General features: G+C 71.4%; 15 protein-coding genes. 10 read left to right on the top strand and 5 right to left on the bottom strand.

Annotation, left to right across the window (positions count from 1 at the left end):
* The first annotated feature begins 135 nt into the window (after positions 1-135).
* From FPZ41_RS26520 to FPZ41_RS26530, 3 genes are all read left to right on the top strand, one after another.
* Positions 136-1,041 (top strand): amidohydrolase family protein, encoded by a 906-nt coding sequence (locus FPZ41_RS26520; RefSeq protein WP_152866202.1) that lies wholly within the window; start codon positions 136-138, stop codon positions 1,039-1,041.
* A 386-nt stretch (positions 1,042-1,427) separates the two neighbouring features.
* Positions 1,428-3,743: an MFS transporter gene (locus FPZ41_RS26525; RefSeq protein ID WP_152866203.1), complete on the top strand. Its 2,316-nt coding sequence runs from the start codon at positions 1,428-1,430 to the stop codon at positions 3,741-3,743.
* A gap of 542 nt (positions 3,744-4,285) precedes the next feature.
* Positions 4,286-5,104: a YceI family protein gene (locus FPZ41_RS26530; RefSeq protein ID WP_152866204.1), complete on the top strand. Its 819-nt coding sequence runs from the start codon at positions 4,286-4,288 to the stop codon at positions 5,102-5,104.
* 126 nt (positions 5,105-5,230) lie between these two features.
* Here FPZ41_RS26530 and FPZ41_RS26535 read toward each other — a convergent pair whose 3' ends face one another.
* Complete coding sequence (locus tag FPZ41_RS26535) at positions 5,231-6,829, bottom strand: alpha/beta fold hydrolase (RefSeq protein ID WP_152866205.1); 1,599 nt, start codon at positions 6,827-6,829, stop codon at positions 5,231-5,233.
* Positions 6,830-6,917: 88 nt separating this feature from the next.
* On the opposite strand from FPZ41_RS26535, the gene FPZ41_RS26540 reads away from it, so the two are divergent.
* Positions 6,918-7,820: a MerR family transcriptional regulator gene (locus tag FPZ41_RS26540; RefSeq protein ID WP_152866218.1), complete on the top strand. Its 903-nt coding sequence runs from the start codon at positions 6,918-6,920 to the stop codon at positions 7,818-7,820.
* A 79-nt stretch (positions 7,821-7,899) separates the two neighbouring features.
* Here FPZ41_RS26540 and FPZ41_RS26545 read toward each other — a convergent pair whose 3' ends face one another.
* On the bottom strand, positions 7,900-8,772 hold the full coding sequence (locus tag FPZ41_RS26545) for a hypothetical protein (RefSeq protein WP_152866206.1): 873 nt from the start codon (positions 8,770-8,772) through the stop codon (positions 7,900-7,902).
* A gap of 244 nt (positions 8,773-9,016) precedes the next feature.
* Here FPZ41_RS26545 and FPZ41_RS26550 point away from each other — a divergent pair, with 244 nt between their 5' ends.
* Together FPZ41_RS26550 and FPZ41_RS26555 are read left to right on the top strand one after the other, a co-directional pair.
* Positions 9,017-9,784, top strand: coding sequence for a PucR family transcriptional regulator (locus FPZ41_RS26550; RefSeq protein ID WP_152866207.1), 768 nt, complete (start codon positions 9,017-9,019; stop codon positions 9,782-9,784).
* A 79-nt stretch (positions 9,785-9,863) separates the two neighbouring features.
* Positions 9,864-10,364 carry a DUF6174 domain-containing protein gene (locus tag FPZ41_RS26555; protein ID WP_152866208.1) on the top strand — a complete coding sequence of 167 codons (501 nt, stop codon included), beginning with the start codon at positions 9,864-9,866 and terminating at the stop codon, positions 10,362-10,364.
* 34 nt (positions 10,365-10,398) lie between these two features.
* On the opposite strand, the gene FPZ41_RS26560 is transcribed toward FPZ41_RS26555, so the two are convergent.
* Both FPZ41_RS26560 and FPZ41_RS26565 read right to left on the bottom strand, forming a co-directional pair.
* Positions 10,399-10,890, bottom strand: a complete 492-nt coding sequence (locus FPZ41_RS26560) for a hypothetical protein (RefSeq protein ID WP_322620758.1) — start codon at positions 10,888-10,890, stop codon at positions 10,399-10,401.
* Positions 10,891-11,050: 160 nt separating this feature from the next.
* On the bottom strand, positions 11,051-11,479 hold the full coding sequence (locus FPZ41_RS26565) for a nuclear transport factor 2 family protein (RefSeq protein WP_322620759.1): 429 nt from the start codon (positions 11,477-11,479) through the stop codon (positions 11,051-11,053).
* A 256-nt stretch (positions 11,480-11,735) separates the two neighbouring features.
* Here FPZ41_RS26565 and FPZ41_RS26570 point away from each other — a divergent pair, with 256 nt between their 5' ends.
* The 3 genes from FPZ41_RS26570 (at position 11,736) to FPZ41_RS26580 (ending at position 16,077) form a co-directional block, all read left to right on the top strand.
* A complete protein-coding gene (locus FPZ41_RS26570; RefSeq protein WP_152866209.1) occupies positions 11,736-12,695 on the top strand; it encodes an ATP-binding protein in 960 nt (319 codons plus the stop codon).
* Between the two features lie 102 nt (positions 12,696-12,797).
* Positions 12,798-13,190 carry an SCO5389 family protein gene (locus FPZ41_RS26575; protein ID WP_152866210.1) on the top strand — a complete coding sequence of 131 codons (393 nt, stop codon included), beginning with the start codon at positions 12,798-12,800 and terminating at the stop codon, positions 13,188-13,190.
* Between the two features lie 163 nt (positions 13,191-13,353).
* The gene (locus FPZ41_RS26580; protein ID WP_322620760.1) at positions 13,354-16,077 is read left to right on the top strand and encodes a SpoIIE family protein phosphatase; all 2,724 of its coding nucleotides are present in this window, start codon (positions 13,354-13,356) and stop codon (positions 16,075-16,077) included.
* Here the strand turns inward: FPZ41_RS26580 and erm are convergent.
* Positions 16,054-16,857: a 23S ribosomal RNA methyltransferase Erm gene (erm, locus tag FPZ41_RS26590; protein ID WP_322620761.1), complete on the bottom strand. Its 804-nt coding sequence runs from the start codon at positions 16,855-16,857 to the stop codon at positions 16,054-16,056. The genes FPZ41_RS26580 and erm overlap by 24 nt on opposite strands.
* A gap of 389 nt (positions 16,858-17,246) precedes the next feature.
* On the opposite strand from erm, the gene FPZ41_RS26595 reads away from it, so the two are divergent.
* On the top strand, positions 17,247-18,446 hold the full coding sequence (locus FPZ41_RS26595; RefSeq protein ID WP_152866211.1) for a hypothetical protein: 1,200 nt from the start codon (positions 17,247-17,249) through the stop codon (positions 18,444-18,446).
* Positions 18,447-18,480: the final 34 nt, after the last annotated feature.

Consider the following 18,480-nt stretch of genomic DNA (forward strand, 5'->3'; position numbering starts at 1 on the left):
GGGGGAGAGGGGGAGAGGGGGAGAGATGAGGCCGGACAAGGCACCTCACCGCCGCGGCCTGTGTGACGGATGCCTCACCGCCCCTCTGGCGGAAAGGGTCGCTCCGCCCCCTGACCAGAGCCGATCGTGGGCGCCATGAGCGATCACCGCAGTGACATGGTTTTGGGTGAGGAAGCCGGTGACGTCCGCCGTTTCTGGGGCCGACTCGGTCTTCCCGGGCTGATCGACGTCCACACCCACTTCATGCCCGAGCGTGTCCTGCACAAGGTCTGGGACTACTTCGACGCCAACGGGCCGCTGATCGGTGGGCTGGAGTGGCCGATCACGTACCGGGAGGAGGAGGCGGAGAGAACTGCTCTGCTGCGGGAGTTCGGCGTCCGGGCCTTCACCGCGATGCTCTACCCCCACAAGCCCGGCATGGCCGAGTGGCTGAACGGATGGGCGGCCGACTTCGCCCGCCGTACCCCCGATTGCCTGCACACCGCCACCCTCTACCCCGAGCCGGGCGTCGAGACATACGTCCGCGGGGCCGTCGAAGCAGGCGCGCGTGTGTTCAAGGCTCATGTACAGGTGGGGGCGTACGATCCGGCCGACGAACGTCTCCAGCAGGCGTGGGGGGTGCTGGCAGAGGCCCGGATCCCCGTGGTGATGCACTGCGGCTCCGGGCCCGCGCCCGGCAAGTACACAGGCCCCGAGCCCATCGCGCGGGTGCTGGCGCGGCACCCGAAGCTGCGGCTGATCGTCGCGCACATGGGCATGCCCGAGTACGAGGAGTTCCTCGACCTCGCCGAGCGGTACGACCAGGTGCGGCTGGACACGACGATGGCGTTCACCGACTTCACCGAGGGATTCATGCCGTTCCCGCGCCAGGCCCTGCCCCGGCTCGCGGCACTCGGCGACCGCATCCTGCTCGGCTCCGACTTCCCCAACATCCCCTACCCCTACCTGCACCAGCTCCACGCCCTCGAACGGCTGGGTTTCGGACAGGAGTGGCTGCGGGCCGTGTGCCACGACAACGCGACATGCCTGTTCGGCCTGTAACACCATCAAGCCGGCCCACCAACCGCTGGTGCCGCAGCCGTGTGGGCGGACTTGCCGTGCCATGAATCCACCAGGGCCGGATGCCGTGGGCAGTCGCGGTGGCCATCACGCAGTGGGTACCGCCATACTTCTGGGCGGCACGGCGCTCCGGCTGCTCCACGGTTTCCACCCCGGACTTCCCCACCCCGAGCGACGGCCGTCCGAGGGGTTTCCCGACCACGGGCCTCTTCACCACGTCTTGCGCGCCGCGCACCGCCCACAGGGCGCCCACTACAGCGCGCCCACCAGGCTATCTTGCTTAAGTCAATCAACTGACTTAGATTTACCTTGTCGCGTACACCCAGAACACCCAGCACACCCCGAATCGCCCCTACGGAGGCCCGGCCATGTCCCATGCCCTTGCCCGACCCGCCCCCGACGTGGGGCCCGCCGCACCGCGGGCCAACCTCGTCGTGGTGGCGCTGGCCTTCGGCGGCATCGTGGTCTCGCTCATGCAGACCCTCGTCATCCCGATCGTCCCGGAACTGCCCCAGCTGCTGAACGCCCCGGCCTCCGACACCGCCTGGGCCGTCACCGCCACCCTGCTCGCGGCCGCCGTCGCCACCCCGGTCATGGGACGGCTGGGGGACATGTACGGCAAGCGCCGCATGCTCCTGGTCAGCCTGGTGATGCTGATCGCCGGTTCGGTCACGGCCGCACTCAGCGACTCCCTGACCCCGATGATCGTCGGCCGGGTGCTGCAGGGTCTGGCGTCCGGCGTCATCCCGCTCGGCATCAGCATCATGCGCGACGAACTGCCCGCCGAACGGCTCGGTTCCGCCACCGCCCTGATGAGCGCCTCCCTCGGCGTCGGCGGCGCCCTCGGCCTGCCCGCCGCCGCGCTGATAGCCGACAACTACGACTGGCACGTCCTGTTCTGGACCTCGGCCGGCCTCGGCGCCCTCGCCCTCGTCCTCATCCCGGCCTTCGTACCGGAGTCCAAGGTCCGCACCGGCGGGCGCTTCGACCTGCTCGGCGCCCTCGGCATGGCGGCCGGTCTGATCTGCCTGCTGCTGGGCATCTCCAAGGGCGCCGACTGGGGCTGGACCAGCGGCACCACCCTCGGTCTGTTCGGTGCCGCGGTCGTCATCATGCTGCTCTGGGGCCTGTTCGAACTGCGCACCTCGCAGCCGCTGGTGGACCTGCGCACCACCGCCCGCAGCCAGGTCCTCTTCACCAACCTCGCCTCGATCGCCGTCGGCTTCGCGATGTTCGCGATGTCCCTGGTGCTTCCTCAGCTCCTGCAGTTGCCTGAGGCGACCGGCTATGGCCTGGGCAGGTCGATGCTCGTGGCCGGCCTGGTCATGGCGCCCTCCGGTCTGGTGATGATGGCCCTCGCGCCGGTCTCCGCTGCCGTCACCAAGGCCAAGGGCCCGAAGGTGACGCTGCTGATCGGCTCCCTGATCGTGGCCGCCGGCTACTGCCTGAACATCGTCCTGATGTCGGAGGTCTGGCACTTCGTCCTGGTCTCCTGCGTCATCGGCGCCGGTATCGGCTTCACCTACGGCTCGATGCCCGCGCTCATCATGGGCGCCGTGCCCGCGTCCGAGACGGCCGCCGCCAACAGCCTCAACACCCTGATGCGGTCCATCGGTACGTCGACGGCCAGCGCCATCGCCGGTGTGATCCTCGCCCAGATGACCACCGACTTCGGCGGCCACGCCCTGCCCTCCGAGAACGGCTTCAAGGTGGTCCTCGCGGTCGGCGCCGGTGCCGCGCTCCTCGCCTTCGCCATCGCCCTCTTCATCCCGCGCCAGCACCCGGCCGCCGAGAAGGCGCAGACGCCCGCCGAGACCGCGGCCCCGAACGCCACGGTGCCGCCCGCGGCAGAGAAGTCGCCCGCCCCCGTCGCGGCGCCCGCCCACGATGAGGCGCCGGAGGGTTCCCTCGGCGTCGCGGGAGGCGGCATTCCGGTGAACGGACACGTCCTCGGCGCGGAGAAGACACCCGTGGGCGCGGCGGCGGTGACGCTGATCTCGCTCGAAGGACGGCAGCTGAGCCGCTCGGTCACGCGGGACGACGGTTCGTACGGTGTGGCCGCGCCCGGCGCGGGGCCGTACGTCCTCATCGCCTCCGCGGACGGCTACCAGCCTCAGGCCTCGAACATCGTCGTGGGCGACGCGGCTCTCACGTACGACGTCCTGCTGAGCGGCACGAGCAGGCTGGCGGGCGTGGTCCGGTCCGCGGACAGTGGGGCCCCGGTCTCCGGTGCCGTGGTCATCGTGACGGACGTACGAGGTGACGTACTCGCCACCGGAGGGACCGACACCCTGGGCGAGTTCACCCTCACCGACCTCGTACCGGGAACCGTCACCCTCGCGGTCAACTCGCCCAAGCACCGCCCGCTGGCCCAGCCGGTGGAGATCGGCAGCGGCACCACGCGGATGGAGGTGGAGCTCCACCCGGGTGTGCACGTGCGCGGCACGGTCCGCGGCGGCACCGGAGCCCCGCTGGGCGACGCCCGGGTGACGCTCGTGGACGCGGCGGGCAACGTGGTCGCCTCGGCGATGACCGGCCTCGACGGCGCGTACGCCTTCTCCGACCTCGACAGCGGTGCGTACACGGTCATCGCGACGGGCTACCCGCCCCAGGCGGCCGGGATCACGCTCTCCGGCACCGATGTGGAGGACCACGACATAGAGCTGGTCCACGGCGAGGGCTAGGGCCCGCGTCAAAAGTGGCGCCTGACGCCATCCAGAACCCCGGTCCGCGGGCGGCACCTTGAGCGGAGGGCACCGCCCGCGGGCCGGCTGGGGGAAGGGCTCCGGCCACGGCAGGAGCGGCAGGGGACGGCCGTGTCCCCGTCGCCGGAGACCCGACAAGCGGCGCCGGGGAAGTGCGGGCGCGTTCCCGCGTCGTTCGGTGCGTGCTCTCGGCGTGCCGGACGAAGGTCCTCGATGGAGGTGCCCCCGGGCATGGGGGTCCCCCCGCTCGAGCGGAGTCGAGAGTGGGGGAGGAGTTGAGACTGAGGGAGGAGCTACTTGGGCCTTTGGCCGGTGCGGCGAGTGGGGGCACCTCCCACGCCTTTAAGGCAGTGGGGGAGCGTGCCGGGCGGCGCGGGGACGTGGCTGAACTTCCCCGGGGTCGCTTAGGGTGCGATGCACCCCCGGCCTCCCCCTCCGGGGGTGCATCGCGCCGCGTGACCGTACGAACCCCCCTCAGCGCACGGACGTACGGCACGCACCGAACAGAAAAGAGAAGCGCCATGGCCCTCAGCGCACGCGTCCGCACCCGGGACGGCTGGGCCGTATCTCACGCAGTGGTCACCGTGACCGACATGTCCGGCATACAGGTCCTGCGTGCCGAGGCCGACGCCGAGGGCAGGGTGAAGGACACCACGCCTCTCGAACCGGGCCCCTACACCGCGATCGTCACCGCCCTCGGATACGCCCCCACCGCGTCGACGGCGCTGGTCACCGCGAGCGGCCGGGCGGAGCTCGGTCAGGTCGTCCTCGCCCGCCAGGGCGGCGTGGAGCTTCCCCCGCCCGGCCCCTGGACCATCGACCCGGCGCACTCCTCGGTCGTGGCCGTCGCCCAGCACCTGGGACTGTCCAGCGTCCAGGGCCGTTTCACCGAGTTCGGCGGGCGCTTCGAGGTGGCCCGGGACACCGTGCGCTCCCGGGTGGAAGCGGTGATCCAGGCGGCGTCCATAGACACCGGCAACAGCATGCGCGACGACCACCTCCGCTCCCCCGACTTCCTAGACACCGAGCAGTACCCCACCATCACGTACCGCTCGACCGGCCTCACCCCCGCCGGCGGCGACCGCTGGACCGTTCACGGCAGGCTCGGCCTCCACGGCGTCGTCCGCCCCGTCGACCTCGACCTCAACTACCTCGGCACGGGCCCCGATCTCTGGGGCGGCATCCGCGCGGCGTTCCGCGCCAGCACGGAACTCCGCCGCGAGGACTTCGCCATGCGCTACAACCAGATCCTCCAGGCGGGCATCGCGGCGATCGGAGCGACGCTGCGGGTGGAGCTGAACATCCAGGCGGTGCAGGGCGAGGAACTGCCGCAGCCGTAGACCGTGGACCGTCGCCCCATGGGAGGGTGACCGTGGCCAGACCGGGCGGCCGAGCTGCCGGGCGGCCGAGCTGCCGGGCGGCCGAGCTGCCGAGCTGCCGAGCTGCCGAGCTGCCGGGCGGCCGGGTCAGTCGCGCAGGTGGGCGAGCACGGACCGCATCGCGTGAGCCACGGCGCGGCGGGACTGATCGGTGTGGTCGATCGACTCGAAGCCGTGGTGCACGTCCGGCACGTCGATCACCTCGACGCCGGCCCCGCACTCCTTGGCCGCGGCCAGGAAGTCCTCGACCGTGGCGGCGATCTCCGCGTTCTCCAGGCCCACCCGGGTCAGCACGATCGGCAGCCGTCCCGCACCGCTCACCGCTTCGGCCGGGCGGAAGCGGGGATCCACGGCTCCCCAGGAGGGCAGCGGCGCGAGGATGGGATACGTCGCCGCCGCGCACCGCAACCATGACGGGGGCCCGGCGAGCCAGTGGGCGAGCAGCAGCCCTGCGCCGGAGAAGAACCACAGCGCGATGCGCTCCGGGTCGATGCGGGGGTCGGCCCTGACCAGTTCGACGGCTTCGGTGATGTCCTCGGCGGCACGTTCGTAGTCGTCGAGGCCGCGGAGCCGGTGGTTCAGGGTCACGCCGACCACGCCGAGGCTCGCGGCGTACCGGCCGTAGCCGACGAAGGAGGGCCAGTCGCGCGGTGTGGGCCGGAGGTCGGCGGGGACGGGGCCGCCGTGGATGAACACCACCGCCGGGCGGGGCCTTTCGGAGTCCCCGGCCGGTACGGAGTCCCCGGCCGGCTCGGAGTCCCCGGCCGGCTCGTCGAGCTCGTCGGGGATGTAGAGGTCGATCCGTCCCACCCGCTCGCGGGGCCGCTCCGGTACGTCCAGCACGAACGGCCGGAGGTATGGAGGCACCGCCCCGCTCGGGGTGATCCGGTGTCCCTCCCCCTCCGCGGCCCCGAGCAGCACTTCGGCCAGTTCCTCGGGGCAGGAGAGCATCGGCCAGTGTCCGGTGGCGAGTTCGAAGAAGCTCGTCTCGGGCCTCGCGAGGTGCTGGAACTGCGGCAGCCCGCCCGCGACCAGGTCCTCGATCAGGGCGATGTTCAGGCCGTTCCCGCTGCACAGGACGCCGGTGGCGGGCAGTGCGGTGACCACGCCCGAGAGCCTGAGCGGCCGGGTGAGCGTGCCCGCCGGCTGCGGTGCCGCAAGGCGGGTCAGCATAGTCAGCGCCTCGTCCGTCAGCCCGGCGGTGCTGCCCCAGCGCTGCCACTGGTCGGACGCGGGCGCGGGGATCCACCAGCCGCCGCCATCCGCAGGTTGCCCGGACTCCCCCGACCCGGGTTGCCCGGATCGGCCGTCGCGGAGCTGTCGGCGGACCTCCTCGTCCGGCACCAGCTGCGCCGCCGTGTCTCCGTCCCGGGGCATGCCCGTGTCCAGGTGCACGATCCGGGTGATCCGCTCCGGGCGGCGGTCGGCGGCGCCCAGCACCGGGTGGATGCCGTAGTCGTGACCGACGATCACCACCTCCGGGGCGTCGACGCCGTCGATCACCCGCATCACGTCCTCGATGTGCGTCTCCAGGTCCGTGCCGGGGACCGCCTCCTCGCGGCGGTCCCCCATGCCGGTGAGGGCCACCGGGTGCACCTCGGCACCCGACTCCCGCAGCCGCTCGGCCACCTCCTGCCAGATCCAGCCACCGGTGAAGCATCCCGCCACCAGTACGAACGCCGTCATGATCTCCTCCTTCAGCTCCTCCTTGGAGTGCTCGCCGGTACGGTAGGAACTCCCCCTGAGGGAGGTTCAAGCCGTGTGGCCGGACGACATGTTGAGCATCGGGGAACTCGCCGAGCGGGCGGGCGTCACCGTGAAGACCGTTCGCTTCTACTCGGATCGCGGCCTGCTGCCCGAGGCCGCCCGCAGCGCCGGGGGCCACCGCCGGTACGGCCCCGAGGCGCTCGACCGGCTCCGCCTGATCCGCTCGCTGCGGACCCTCGACCTGCCGGTCGGCGACATCGACCGGGTCCTCGACCGGGAGGACATGTGGGAGGACGTCATCGCCGGGCAGTTGAAGGAGCTCGGCTCCCAACTGGCCGCCCTGCGCTGGCGCCGGGCCGCGCTGCATCTGCTGGGTGAAGGCACCGCGGAGGAGCGCGCCGACCGGTTGCGGCTGATCGGTGCGCTTCTCGACGGTGCCCTCCCGCCGGACACGGCCGCACCGGCCCGCTTCTGGCGGCGCGTGCTGCCCGTACGGCTTCCGGCCCGGCAGGTCTCGTGGATTCTCGACGCCGCCGTACCGCAGCCGCCGGCCGATCCGACCCCGGCCCAGGTGCTGGCCTTCGCCCGGTTGCACGCGCTCGTCACGATGCCGTGTCCTCCGGGCCACGACTGGCGGCCCCCGCCTCCCGAGCGCGATCCGGAGTACCGCCCGACCGTGCTCTACGACGGCCTCGGCGAGGCGTACGAACTGGTCGCGCCGGCCCTGCGTGCCGGGCGGGCACCCCACGAGGGCGAGGCACTCGACTGCTTCGTCTCCGCCTACGCCCACGCCCACGGCGCCCGGGACACCCCCGGCTTCCGCCGCGGCCTGAGGCTGAGACTCGACCGGTCCGCCCACCCCGTGATGGACCGCTACTGGCAACTCGCCGCCGAACTGGCCACCCCGCACACCCCCACCCTCGGCGCCGCAGACGACTGGCTCCGCGCCGCCCTGACCACCTCGGTGTAGGAGCTGCGGAGTGGCCCGCACGCCACAGCCCCCACCACCAGCGGCCTCAGCTCAGCGGCCTCAACTCAGCGGCCTCGGCTCAGAGACCGTAGCGATGCTTCATGTGGCGCCAGAAGTCGCGGAACATCCACTTGTCGAAGTCGGTGATCTGGGCGGCGGAGCCCGCCTTCATGAGGAAGCAGCACTGGCCGGTGGGGCTCCAGTCGTAGAAGTCGTCCAGACCGAACGTATGGCCCACCTCGTGCAGGTAGATGTGGATGTTCTCCTGGCCCAGGGCACCGGTGAAGTACTCCTGGCCCACGCGCTGGCCCCAGTCGCCGCCGGCGCCGCCCTGGAAGCCCTTGGTCAGCCAGAGGGACTGGTCGTAGTGACGGGCCACGCCGCCGGGGCAGCGGGAGTAGTTGCCGTCCTGGTGGAAGAAGCGGCCGCAGTCCGGGAGGCACTGCGGGGAGCCGCCGCCGTCGAGGATGCCCGTGTAGATGTCGACGGAGTTGTCGGTCCACTGGAGCGTCGAGCGGTTCTTCACCGCCCAGCCGACGATGTTGACGGGGACATTGGTGTACGGCCAGGCGTTGTGGCCGGTGCCGTTGTCCACCATCGCCGACATCCATTTCCCGAACTGCTTCTTCAGCGCGGCGTGGATGCTGTCTCGCAGGGCCGTGCTGACGGGGGCGTCGGATTCCCAGCGGACGCAGTAGTTGATGCTGCCCCGGTTGGCCATGACCTGGTCCCAGCCGTAGTTGCGGAAGCCGTTGAGGTCGGGGTACGTCGACTCGACGTGCCGCCACACCTCGTCCAGCGGCTGGACCAGGTTCGCGGGCGGGTTCCATACGTCCGCGGCCTGCGCGCGGGGCTCGGCGGCCTCCGCGCCGGGCGACATCGTGCCGCCCAGCATGACGAGCGCGGCGAAAACCGATAAGACCGTGAACAGGCGTGCGAGGTGCTTGCGCATGGCGAACTCCTCGTGTGGGGGAAGGTTTCACCCTCAGGTCGCCGCCGCCACGGAAGAGGTTGCCTCCCCGGGCAGTCGGGTGCCCACCGTCATCCCCCCTCCATCTCTCTCCTCCTCCCCACCCGCAGCGGCTCTGATAAAGCTTTGATGTGACTCGGATGAACCTGTGACCCCCATCCTGTTGTCTGAATATAAAAGCCTGCGCCGGGTGGCGGCGCTGCCCCCTGGTCCAAGGACGACGCCCATGGCCGCACAGCCTCTTCTCCTCCAGCCGGAGCCGACCGGCTCGGCCCAGCCGGCCCCAGCGGACCGGCCGGCGCCCGTACGCCCTCTGTTACCGGGGTTCGTCACGCCGGCGGAGTTAGCCGAGTCCGCGGCTCCGACGCAGTCCTGGGCCATACTCGGCGTGCAGGCGCTGGGCTTCACCGATTACGCGCTGACCAGGATGATCGGGCGGTTCTGCGGGACCGGCATCCTGGTCCGGCTGAGCGGCGGACGCGGGCACGTCCTGGCGCCCGCCGGGGATCGACAGCAGGCCCTGCGGCTGGCCCGCCGGATGCGCGCCGAGCTCGGCGACGCGGTGTGGATCTCGGTGACCTGGCGGCCGTTCCAGGAACTGGCGGGCGGCGTACGCGAGGCCGAGGACATCCTACGGATCGTGTGCGCACTCGGGCGGCAGCCGGGCGTACACCAACTCGACGACGTAGCAGTGGAGTTCGCGGTGGTGAGCAACCCGGAGGTGTCCCGGCGGCTGACCGCGCTCATCGAACCCGTCGTCAGCCGACCCGAGTTGCTGCGCACCCTGGAGGCGCTGATCGCCGCCGACGGCAACCGCGCCCGGGCCGCGGCCGACCTCGTCATCCACCGCAGCACCATCGACTACCGGCTGGGGCGCATCGAGGCGCTGACCGGCCACTCGCCGGTCCGGGTCCGCGGCCTCCAGACCCTGTGCACCGCCCTCGCCGCCCACACCCTCGCCCGCCCGCGGAGTGCGTCGGCATCCGACAGGTGACGCACGCCCGTCGCCGAACGTTCCCCGCCCCCACCGCGTCACAGAAGTGACCGACACCGAAGGGGGCCCCATGCATGCCATGCGTGCTGTACGTGCTGTACGTGCTGTACGAACCGTCGCCACCGCCGCACCAACCCGCCACCGCCCCCTGCGTGTTGCCGTTCTCGCGGTTCTGCTGATGGGGGTGGCGGCCGCATGCGGGACCGAGGCCGCCGAACGGGCAGGTAGCACGGCCCGCTGGGCGGAGCCTTCCTCGTACAGCTACACGTTGGAGTCGAGCGAGGGGGAGCGGGCACTGATCGGAAGGTTCCGCGTGACGGTGCGGGACGGCGAGGTGGCGGAGGCGGTGGGGCTGGACGAGAGCGGTGAGCGGGTGGTGCAGCGGTCGCTCGGCGACGTGCCCACGATCGGCGGACTGCTGGAGGAGTGCGAGCGGGCCCGCGCGGAGGGTGCCGACACGGCGGAGGTGGAGTACGCGGACGACGGGCACCCGGTACGGATCTCGCTGGACTGGGAGGAGAACGCGATCGACGACGAGGCGCTGTACGTGGTCAGCGACTACGAGCCGGCGGCACCCTGACCACGCCCCTGAGGCATTCGCACTTCTCTCACGTCTACTTGTTGCTGGGTGACTTGCCCGGGGACTCACTCGCCGCCGTCCCGAACCCGGCGCCCAGATCCTGGATCGTCCCGCCGAGCTTCTTCCGCAGCGGCTCCAGCACCTTCGGCTTGCCACTGACGGCCCAGCGCGGCCCGACGAGGTACTTGCCGCCGTAGATGGACGCGGTCTCCAGCCAGGTCAGCTTGTACTTCTCCTCGGGGAAGGTGGTGATGAGGTAGTCGGCCTCGGGCGTGTGGCACACGCCCTCACGCAGCTCGTCCGCCTCAGTACGGATCTTCACCTTGCAGCCGGTGAGGTCCGCGATCACCTCGACCTTCGCCGGGGCCACCACGGCGGCGGCCTGGGCGTCCGGCACCTTCGAGGGCTTCGACGCCTTGTCACCCGTGCCCGCGTCGTCCCCACCACTGCAGCCTGCGGCCAGCGACAGGACCACCAGTCCCACCACGGCCGCGACCCCGCGCACCAGCCGTTGCTTCCTCAGCACGTCCCGTCTCCGTGTCGTTCGTGCATCACTTGTCCGTCAGATGTCAGAACTCCCTCCCGGAAGATACGTACGGGAGCGGGGAGTTGCTCACTCCCCGCTCATCTCTTCACAACTTGTCGCCTCTTTACAACTTGTCGTCTCTCTACAGGTTGTCGTCTATCTACAGGTTGTCGCCCCAGCCGCTCTGCAGCATCGTCTGGAACGCCCACGTCCCGCCCCGCCTGACGAGGATGTCGGCGTACCGGAGCTGCTGGCTGTGCCCGGCCATGGTCATGGTCGAGTCCGTGAAGACCACGGCCATGACGGGGGACAGGAACACGGGCGTGCGCGTGGACTCGAACGTGATGTCCTCGCCGCCCTCCCCCATGACCTGCGTCATCACGGCGACGAACCGCTCACGGTCCCACTGCGCCGAACGGCCGTCACCCGCCGCGTCGTCGCTCACCAGGTTGAGCGGGAACACGGCCATGTCGGCCATGCGTTCGACGTCGCGCTTCGCGCTCGCCACGTCGTACTCCGCGAACCAGGCGTCCAGGCTCGCGCGGTCCTCGTCGGTGGGGGCGTATCCGGTCTCGGGCAGCTGGATCACGCGGTCTCCCTTCCCTCTTCGCTCTACTACTCATCAAGTTTGACCAGTGATGGACGACGGCGAGAGTACATCCCGCCCGACTACTATTCAAACTTGATTACACAGGAGCAGGCGATCCCGCCGAACTCACCCCAACGCGTCGCCCCATCAGGTGAGTTGACCCGTTGCGGTTTGACAGGACCCCCAGACCCATCGAGGCTATGCTCATGACATCCATTTTCAATAGGGCCCTGAGGTCCCGAGGAGGTGCCTAGCCATGCGCGTGGCCTTCGTCGGTAAGGGCGGCAGCGGCAAGACGACCCTGTCCGCCCTGTTCTCGCGGCACCTGGCCGACTCCGGTGCGCCGGTCGTCGCGATCGACGGTGACATCAACCAGCACCTGGCGTACGCGCTGGGGCTCGACGAGGACGACGAGTTCGGTGCGCCGCCCCTGAGCGCGCGGACCGGGGAGATCAAGGACTTCCTGCGCGGGACCAATCCGAGGATCGGGTCCCGGGACGCCATGGTGAAGACCACGCCGCCGGGACGCGGATCGCGGTTGCTGCGGCTGCTCGGGGACGACGAGATCCACGGTCGTCACGTGCGGCGTGTGGCCGGAGTGCCGGTCATGGTGACCGGGGCCTTCGACGAGAGCGACCTCGGTGTGGCCTGCTATCACTCCAAGCTCGGTGCCGTCGAGTTGTACCTCAACCACCTCGTGGACGGGGTCGGGGAGTACGTCGTCGTCGACATGACCGCGGGCGCCGACGCGTTCGCCTCCGGGCTGTTCACCCGGTTCGACATGACCTTCCTGGTGGTCGAGCCGACCCGGAAGAGCGTCTCCGTCTACCGCCAGTACCGCGACCACGCCGCCGAGTTCGGGATCCCGATCGCCGTCGTGGCCAACAAGGTCACCGGCGAGGACGACCTGCTGTTCCTGAAGGAGCACGTCGGCGACGACCTGCTGGCGCACTGCGTCCAGTCCGACTTCGTCCGCGCCCGGGAACAGGGGCGCGAGGAGGGGGAGCTGGAAGCGCACAACACCGAGACCCTGCGTCGTCTCCGTACGGCCGTCGACTCCCGCACCAAGGACTGGGCCGCCTTCCAGCGACACGCCGTCGAGTTCCACCTCCGTAACGCCTCCGCCTGGGCCGACGAGGCCACCGGCCAGAACCTCGCCACCCAGGTCGACCCCGACTTCCGGCACGGCCCCGAGGCGCTCGCGGCCTCCGACTGAACCGCCCACCGACACAACCCGACCCGATCCGACCTGACCCGACCCGACCCGATCCGACCTGACCCGTCCCCCACAGCACGCACAGAAACAGGAGGCACGTCCATGTCGCTCGACGTCTCCCCGCAGTTGCTCGCCGAAGCCGAGAACGGCGACGTCCGGGAGGAGGACTTCGTGGAAACGGTCCGTACGTCCCTGCCCTACGCCTACGGCCTGATCGCCGGCCTGGTGACCGAACTGCGTGCCGGCAGCGCGGAGTTCGCCGACAACCAGACCCCGCCGCCGTCCGAGAGGGAGCGCGGTCAGCTGCTGCGGGCGCTGTCCAGCGACGCGATCAGGGGCAGCCTGGAACGCCACTTCGGTGTCGCGCTCGCCTTCCAGAACTGCCACCGGGTCGCCGTCTTCCCGCTCCAGGCACGCGGCGGCGAGACGTACACCCGTTTCACCTCCGCGCGCTCCCAGGTCCTGAACCAGTCGCCGGAGTTCCGCGACTGCTGAGCGGGCCGGGTACGCCGTGGCCGTATCCGTATCCGCGCGATCGTCCCCACGCCCGCCCCGAACTCCCACCTGGAACGCACCGACCGGTCACAAGAGTGCTGTCCGGCGATCACACAAGGTGAATAATGGGACCGGAGGGCGTCTCAGAGCAGAGAGGGTCGCCGTGGGGACCGACAGGAACAGTGGTGTCACCCGACAGCGGTTCGACGTGGCCGATGCCGCGCCGCTGCTGCTCGACGCGCGCGGGACGGTGACGTGCTGGACCCGGGACGCCCAGCGCCTGCTCGGGTATCCGGCCGCCGAGGTGGTGGGCCGGAGCGTCGCCGAGCTCCTGGTCCCCGAGGACGCGGCCCGGCTGTCCCCCCTGGCCGAGGCGTACCGCGGCAGGGGCGGCTGGTCCGGCGTCCTCACCGCCCGTCACCGCCACGGCGGACGGGTCCGGCTCATGGTGCGGGCCGTGCCGATGCGGGGGAACGCCCCGGCAGGGAACACTCCAGCAGGGAATGCCCCGGCGGGGAACGCCCGGACAGGTACCACCCGGACTGGTACCACCCGGACAGGTACCACTCCGGCAGGGCTCGTACCGGAGAGCGGCCGTGCCGCCCACTGGATTCTGCTGCTCTCCGACATGGCCGACGCGCCCGGGTGGGACATGAGCCGGTTCGTGCTGGAGCGCATGGTCGTGCAGTCGCCCGTCGGCATAGCGATGGTGGACACCGACCTGCGGTTCGTGTGGTCGAACACCGCGCTGGAGACGTTCGGCGGCGGCCCCGCGCACCAGCGGATCGGGCTCCGGCTCGCCGACGTACAGCCCGGCCTGGACGCCCAGCGCATAGAGGCCGTGATGCGGCAGGTGCTGAGGACCGGCGAGACCGTCGTCGACTACGAGCACGTGGGCCGGTTCCGCTCGGCCCCGCATCGCGAGACGGCGCACGTGCTGACGTTCACCCGGCTCGACGACGACCAGGGCAACCCGCTCGGCGTCTACTACACGGTCGTCGACGTCTCCGAACGCCACCGCGCCCGGCAGCGGCTCGCCCTCCTCGACCGCGCCGGCGAGCAGATCGGCCGCACCCTCGACGTGGCGCGCACCGCGCAGGAACTCGCCGACGTGGCCGTGCCCGAGCTCGCCGACTTCGTCGCCGTCGACCTGCTGGAGTCCGTCCTGAAGGGGGCCGACCCCGGGCCCGTGCGCGGCGCCGACGCGGTGCCGCTGCGGCGCGCCGGCCAGCAGTCGGTGAACGCGGGGGTGCCGGAGACCGTCGTCGGGATCGGCGGCCTGGCCGCGTACCTGCCCGGCACGCCCCCGGTGCTCACCCTGACCGGCGGCACGTCCTGGTACCGGGCGCAGCTCGACCCGCTGGCCAAGGAGTGGTCGGACACGCTGCCCGGCGGCCGCGAGGCCACCTTCCTGGACCTCGGGCTGCACACCGTGATGATCGTGCCGATCCGGGCGCGGGGCATCACGCTCGGCATCACCACGTTCTTCCGCGGCGAGGGCCGCATGGACCCCTTCGACGAGGTCGACCTGGGCCTCGCCGAGGAGCTGGTCTCCCGCGCCGCCGTGTGTGTCGACAACGCCCGCCGCTACACGCGCGAACGCAGCGCCGCCCTGGTCCTGCAGCGCAGCCTCCTCCCCCGCCGTCTGCCCGAGCAGGACGCGGTGGAGGTGGCCGCGTGCTACCGCCCCGCCGACGAGCTCACCGGCCTGGGCGGCGACTGGTACGACGTCATTCCGCTCTCCGGCGCCCGCGTCGCCCTCGTCGTCGGCGAGGTCCCGGGGCACGGCATCGACGGCGCCGCCGCCATGGGCCGCCTGCGCACCGCCGTACGCACCCTCGCCGACCTCGACCTGCCGCCCGAAGAGGTGGTCGCCCACCTCGACGACCTGGTCGCCAAGTCCGCCCGGCAGGAGGGCGACGACCCGGGCGCGGGCAGCGGGCACACGGTCGGGGCGCGTTGTCTGTACGTGGTCCACGACCCGGTGTCGGGCGAGTGCGTGATGGCCTCGGCCGGCCTCCCGGCACCGGCGCTGATCACGCCGGACGGCACGGTGACGTTCGCGGACGACCTCCCGATCGGACCGGCCCTGGGCGTGGACGGTCCCCCCTTCGAGTCCCTCACACTGTCCTCCCTGCCGCCGGGCACGCTGATCGCCCTCCACACGGACGGTCTGCTCGCCGAGGCCGGCCCCGACATGCTGTGCCGCGCGCTGGCGGGATCGGCGACGGCCGGGGGCCGCCCACCGACGGGCGCGGGACGCACGGAGGAGCGGCGTACGGATGGGCGACGCACGGAGAGGGGGCGGACGGAGCGGGGACGCACGGAGCGGGGACGCACGGAGCGGGGACGCACGGAGCGGGGGCGCGTCGTTGCGAACCCCCCGCCCGATGTCGCCCCGGCCTCCCTCGACCGGCGGGCGCAGACCGTGGTCGACGCGCTGGTGCCCGAGCGCCCGTACGACGACGTGGTGCTGCTGCTGGCCCGCACCCGGCAGCTGAACGCGGACCGGGTGGCGTCCTGGGACCTGCCGGCCGACCCCGCGCTGGTCGCCCAGGCCCGCAGAACCACGATCCGGCAGCTCGACGCGTGGGGCCTGGAGGAGCTGGCGTTCACCACCGAGCTGGTCGTCAGCGAACTGGTCACCAACGCCATACGTCACGCCACCGGCGCCATCCGACTGCGCCTCATCCTCGAACGCACCCTGATCTGCGAGGTCTTCGACGGCGGCGCCACCGCTCCCCACCTGCGCCACCCGCGCGCCACCGACGAGGGCGGGCGCGGGCTGTTCCTCATCTCCCGGTTCACCCAACGCTGGGGGACCCGGTTCCTGCCGGAGGGCAAGGTGATCTGGGCGGAACAGTCACTGACCGGCCCGCCGGGCTGAACGGTCCCGGAGCCCGTACAGCTCCGCCCACTCGTGGGCGCCGAGAGCACGGGGCAGGGCGGCGGGGGCGATCCGGTTCTGCCGCAGCCAGTGCCGGACCTCGCGGCGGGGGAGTTCCGGGGCGGCGGTGGCGAGGATCCGGTCGAGGCCGTGGCCGCGGCCCGTGAACACGCGGTGCACGAAGTCCTGGTAGTGCCGCTGGTCCCGGACCGGTACGAGCGGCCGTGCCCGGCGGGCCATGGTCATCAGCCCACCGTCGACACCGGGGCGCGGACGGAACGCCGAAGCGGGCACCCGGGACACGAGCCGGTACTCGAACCACGGCCACCACTGCGCCGTCATCATGGTCGCCCCGCCCACACCGGCGCGCCGCCGTGCCACCTCCCACTGCACCAGCAGGACGGCCTCCGTCCAGCCGGGGGCCCGCAGGATGCGGCGCAGCATCGCGGTGGTCTGGTGGAACGGCAGGTTGCCGACCAGGACGTGCGGCGTCGCCGGCACATGGAAGTCCAGGAAGTCGCCGTGGACGATCTCGGTCGCCGGGCCGGTACGGCGGGCCAGCCGCGCGGCACGCCGGCCGTCGATCTCGACACCGGTCAGCGGCCGTCCGAGCCGCTGCAACGGCAGGGTCAGCGCGCCGTCACCCGCGCCGATCTCGATGAGGGGAGCGTCGCTGCGGGACGCGAGGCCGGCGACCGTATCGATGATGAGCTCGATGACGGTCGGGTCGACGAGGAAGTTCTGGCCGAGCTCGTGTCGGCCGGGTCGGTGGGTGCGCACAGGTTCTCCGCGGCTTCGAGGGGAAGCCGGGCAGCGCGGAACGGCCGCCCGGCGAGGTCTCTCGGGAGCGGCGGATCACTTCGCGTATCGGTTCGGCGAGGTGGAGCGGCGTCGCCAGGGGCGCGGCCGCTCAGGCCGAAAGTCGCGGAAGGCCCACCGCTAGAAGCGGCGGTTCCTGATCAACACTGCGATACCCCACATGCCGTCTGCACACATGGCGGCCACGCTACATCCCGTCGGATGACCGGGAGCAACTGGTTTTACGGGGCCCCGCGTCCGGAGGGTGACGCACGAAACGGTGACCGAGCGCTGAACGGATACGATGCGCGTTCTGCCGGTCGCGTCCGGCAGCCGCGTTCCGTCGTACGTACTCCCCGGGAGAGTGTCCCTTGACCGTAGCGATCCACCCGACGTCCGAGAGCGAAGAGCGCGACGAGAACGAGGGGTACTGGGTCGAACCCACCGCCGAGGCCGCACCGGACGCCGAGGCCGTACCGGACGCCGAGGCCGTACCGGACGCTGAGACCGCTCCGGGCGCCGACGCCGCACCGGATGCCGAGGCCGCACCGGACGCCGAGGCCGCACCGGATGCCGGTGTGCACGAGCTCGTGGCGCGGGACGCCCGGGAGTTCGGGGTGTACGCGCGGACCGGTGGCTGGACGTTCGCGTTGAAGGTGGCGCGGAGTGTGCGGCCCGGTGGGCAGGTGGCGGGGGAGACGCCGAAGGTGTCGGCGAAGGAGTTCGCCGAGCTGGCCGGGTGCTCGCCGGAGCGGGTCATGCGCTACTACAAGGCGTGGGACATGGCGGCCGACGACGGGCTCGTGCCGCAGTTCGAGGCGCTCAGCCCCGGCGACGACATCGAACTGCCGGAAGCGGACGTCTGGCTGTCGTACTACAGCTCCCGCAACAGCGCCACCTCCGTACGCGGTACCGCGATCACGGCGGCCGCCGAGGCCGAGGGCATCCGGCCCACCAAGGCGCTGGAGGTCGCGGAGAACCCCACCGCGCTGCGTGCCGCGATCCTCGCCGACCCCTCCACCGCCCAGGCGGCCCGCGCCGCGCTCCTCGACCGGCTGCGGGAGGACCCGACGCTCCAGGCCGAGCTGGCGCGTGACGTCGTGCGGACCGAGGAGCTGAAGAAGGCGGTCGCCACCGAGAACCGGGCCGCCGACCGCATCGGGTACGTCCGCCAGATCGTGGACAGCGGGCAGGTGAAGACCCCGGCGGGCCAGACGATCGACGCCCCCGCCGACCTCCGCGCCGAGGCCGAGCGCCACCTCTCCCTGCTCGACGAGCTGGACGAGGACGAGGACACCGGCGAGTGGGCGACCGAAGCGTACGACAACGTGAAGTCCCTCGTCGTCCAGACCGTCGAGGCGGACCCGGAGCTCCGGGTCCAGGAACGCCGTACGAAGTTCTACAGCAGCCTCCAGCGGGCCACGAAGGTCTTCGAGGAGCTGACGCTGGACGACGCCACCGACCTCGACGACATCTACGAGGCCGACATGCTCGACCAGTTGGAGTCCCTCCAGCAGGCCCTCACGGTCTGCATCGAGAACCTGCGCCGGGCGACGACGCCGGCGGGCTGAGCCCCCGGCTCCTGCTCCGGCTCCTACTCCTACT

Source organism: Streptomyces acidicola (assembly GCF_009377235.1).
In the GTDB taxonomy this organism is placed as follows: domain Bacteria; phylum Actinomycetota; class Actinomycetes; order Streptomycetales; family Streptomycetaceae; genus Streptomyces; species Streptomyces acidicola.

What these genes read in the sequence shown, in the direction of transcription:
- FPZ41_RS26520 (WP_152866202.1), top strand. Translation starts at nt 136, where the DNA reads ATGAGCGATCACCGCAGTGACATGGTTTTGGGTGAGGAAGCCGGTGAC.
- FPZ41_RS26525 (WP_152866203.1), top strand. Translation starts at nt 1,428, where the DNA reads ATGTCCCATGCCCTTGCCCGACCCGCCCCCGACGTGGGGCCCGCCGCA.
- FPZ41_RS26530 (WP_152866204.1), top strand. Translation starts at nt 4,286, where the DNA reads ATGGCCCTCAGCGCACGCGTCCGCACCCGGGACGGCTGGGCCGTATCT.
- FPZ41_RS26535 (WP_152866205.1), bottom strand. Translation starts at nt 6,829, where the DNA reads ATGACGGCGTTCGTACTGGTGGCGGGATGCTTCACCGGTGGCTGGATC.
- FPZ41_RS26540 (WP_152866218.1), top strand. Translation starts at nt 6,918, where the DNA reads ATGTTGAGCATCGGGGAACTCGCCGAGCGGGCGGGCGTCACCGTGAAG.
- FPZ41_RS26545 (WP_152866206.1), bottom strand. Translation starts at nt 8,772, where the DNA reads ATGCGCAAGCACCTCGCACGCCTGTTCACGGTCTTATCGGTTTTCGCC.
- FPZ41_RS26550 (WP_152866207.1), top strand. Translation starts at nt 9,017, where the DNA reads ATGGCCGCACAGCCTCTTCTCCTCCAGCCGGAGCCGACCGGCTCGGCC.
- FPZ41_RS26555 (WP_152866208.1), top strand. Translation starts at nt 9,864, where the DNA reads ATGCGTGCTGTACGTGCTGTACGTGCTGTACGAACCGTCGCCACCGCC.
- FPZ41_RS26570 (WP_152866209.1), top strand. Translation starts at nt 11,736, where the DNA reads ATGCGCGTGGCCTTCGTCGGTAAGGGCGGCAGCGGCAAGACGACCCTG.
- FPZ41_RS26575 (WP_152866210.1), top strand. Translation starts at nt 12,798, where the DNA reads ATGTCGCTCGACGTCTCCCCGCAGTTGCTCGCCGAAGCCGAGAACGGC.